Below are 2,429 nucleotides of genomic sequence, written 5' to 3' on the forward strand. Positions count from 1 at the left end.
GGCTGAGCGCAGAGCCCCTCTCCCCCGGGAGAGGGGTTTGGGTGAGGGTACGGAGCGCGAAGCGCTGCACCCATCTGGCAGCACGAGGCTTCGCCCGTACCCTCATCCGCCCCTGCGGGGCACCTTCTCCCGGCGGGAGAAGGAAAAGCCGTAGCCCCTCTCCCTCCGGGAGAGGGGTTGGGGTGAGGGTCCGACCGCTAGTGATCCCTCTAGAGAGGGGGGGCGTGAGGGTACGGTATGAGCAGATGCGCTTGGATCCAGCCACCTGTCATCCCAATCCAACCCCCAAGCCCTACACTACGCGCATGAACGCACTGCCCTACGATTCCGAGCGCCTGCGCACGCTGGCGCACCTGCTGATCGACAACATCCGCGAACTCTCGCAGGCCGGCTGGACGCCCGCCACCAGCAGCAACTTCTCGCACCGCCTGGACGATCGCCATGCCGCGATCACCGTCTCCGGTCGCGACAAGGGCCGGCTGGTGGAGGACGACATCATGGTGGTGGACTTCGACGGCCAGGCCGTCGGCCGGCCGCTGCGCCCGTCCGCCGAAACCCTGCTGCACACCCAGCTGTACCGGCGCTTCCCCGAGGTCGGCTGCATTCTGCATACGCATTCGCCGGTGCAGACCATCGCCTCGCGCCTGTATGCGCCGCAGGGCCATATCCGCTTGGAAGGCTACGAGCTGCTGAAGGCGCTGCACGGCAACCAGACCCACGAAACCGCGGTCGACCTGCCGGTGTTCGCCAACACCCAGGACATGACCGTGCTGGCCGCGCAGGTCGACGCCCTGCTCGACCGCACGCCGCTGTGGGGCTACCTGATCGACGGCCACGGCCTGTACGCCTGGGGCCGCGACATGGCCGAGGCGCGCCGCCACCTCGAAGCCTTCGAGTTCCTGCTGCACTGCGAGCTGGAGCTGCGCAAGCTGCGCGCCGCCGGCTGATCCGCCGCGGCGCGACAGCGTTCCAGCGCCGCAACGGCCGCCGGCCGCGCACCTGCTACCCTTTTCGTCCCCACTGACGCTTTCGCCCGCCGCCATGAGCCGACTCCGCATCTTCGCCGACACCACTCCCGACGCGCCGCTGTTCGACAGCCGCGATGGCGACGCGATCGCCGCTGAACTGCGCAAGATCGGCGTCACCTTCGAGCGCTGGCAGGCCAACCAGCCGATCGAGCCCGGCGCCTCGCCGGACGCGGTCATGGCCGCCTACAAGGCCGACATCGACCGCCTGGTCGCCGCCAACGGCTTCAAGACCGTGGACGTGGTCAGCATCGCCCCGGACAACCCGCAGCGCGAGGAGATGCGCAAGAAGTTCCTCGACGAGCACTTCCACAAGGAAGACGAGGTGCGCTTCTTCGTCGCCGGCTCCGGCCTGTTCACCCTGCATGTGGACGGCAAGGTCTACGAGATCGAGTGCGTGCAGGACGACCTGATCGCCGTGCCCGACGGCACCCACCACTGGTTCGACATGGGCCCGGAGCCGCGCTTCATCGCGATCCGCTTCTTCACCGAGCCGGACGGCTGGGTCGGCCACTTCACCGGCACCGACATCGCCCAGCGCTTCCCGCGCTACGAGGCGAAGCTGCGCGGCGAGGCGCACTGAGCGATGACCGATCCGCGCGTCGTACTCACCGACATCGAAGGCACCACCAGCAGCATCTCCTTCGTCAAGGACGTGCTGTTCCCCTATGCGCGCCGCGCCCTGCCCGGCTTCGTGCGCGAGCACGGCCAGCAGCCGCAGGTGCGGCAATGGCTGGATGCCGTCGCCAGCGAATGCGGCGGCATCTGCACCGATGCGGTGATCGTGGAGACCCTGCAGGGCTGGATCGACGAGGACCGCAAGCACACCGCGCTGAAGGCGCTGCAGGGCATGATCTGGGAAGCCGGCTACCGCGATGCCGACTTCACCGCGCACATCTATCCCGATGCCGCGCCGGCGCTGCGCCGCTGGCATGCCGACGGCCGCGCGCTGTACGTGTACTCGTCCGGCTCGGTGCCGGCACAGAAGCTGTTCTTCGGCCACAGCGACGCCGGCGACCTGCGCGGCCTGTTCTCCGGCTGGTTCGATACCGAGATCGGCGGCAAGCGCGAGCAGCCCAGCTACGCGCGCATCGCCGAGGCGATCGGGGTGGCGCCGGCGCAGATCGTGTTCCTGTCCGACGTGGTCGCCGAACTGGATGCGGCCCGCGCCGCCGGCCTGGACACGGTGCTGATCGACCGCCGCGACGATTACCCGCAACCGCGCCAGGGCGAGGCCTGCAACGGCCACCGCCGCGCGGAGAGCTTCGCCGACCTGGGCTTCTGAGTCCCCACGCATGCGCAGGCCTGTCGCTGCCTTGATGGCCGCCCTGGCGGCGTTGCGGCGCCCGTTGGCCGTGCTGCGGCGCCGGCTGCTGCCGGCCGCGCTGCTGGCGCTGGCGCTGC

At 69.5% G+C, this 2,429-nt stretch carries 3 protein-coding genes; all 3 read left to right on the forward strand.

Going from position 1 to position 2,429, the window contains the following annotated elements; translation table 11 throughout:
* Nucleotides 1-305 precede the first annotated feature (305 nt).
* The 3 genes from D180_RS06440 (at nt 306) to mtnC (ending at nt 2,310) form a co-directional block, all read left to right on the forward strand.
* Nucleotides 306-947, forward strand: a complete 642-nt coding sequence (locus tag D180_RS06440; RefSeq protein ID WP_017912143.1) for a methylthioribulose 1-phosphate dehydratase — start codon at nt 306-308, stop codon at nt 945-947.
* Between the two features lie 94 nt (nt 948-1,041).
* Complete coding sequence (locus D180_RS06445) at nt 1,042-1,608, forward strand: acireductone dioxygenase (protein ID WP_017912144.1); 567 nt, start codon at nt 1,042-1,044, stop codon at nt 1,606-1,608.
* 3 nt (nt 1,609-1,611) lie between these two features.
* Nucleotides 1,612-2,310 (forward strand): acireductone synthase, encoded by a 699-nt coding sequence (mtnC, locus tag D180_RS06450; protein ID WP_017912145.1) that lies wholly within the window; start codon nt 1,612-1,614, stop codon nt 2,308-2,310.
* Nucleotides 2,311-2,429 lie beyond the last annotated feature (119 nt).

The sequence above is a fragment of the Xanthomonas sp. SHU 166 genome (genome assembly GCF_000364685.1).
Lineage (GTDB): Bacteria > Pseudomonadota > Gammaproteobacteria > Xanthomonadales > Xanthomonadaceae > Xanthomonas_A > Xanthomonas_A sontii.

What these genes read in the sequence shown, in the direction of transcription:
- D180_RS06440 (WP_017912143.1), top strand. Translation starts at nt 306, where the DNA reads ATGAACGCACTGCCCTACGATTCCGAGCGCCTGCGCACGCTGGCGCAC.
- D180_RS06445 (WP_017912144.1), top strand. Translation starts at nt 1,042, where the DNA reads ATGAGCCGACTCCGCATCTTCGCCGACACCACTCCCGACGCGCCGCTG.
- mtnC (WP_017912145.1), top strand. Translation starts at nt 1,612, where the DNA reads ATGACCGATCCGCGCGTCGTACTCACCGACATCGAAGGCACCACCAGC.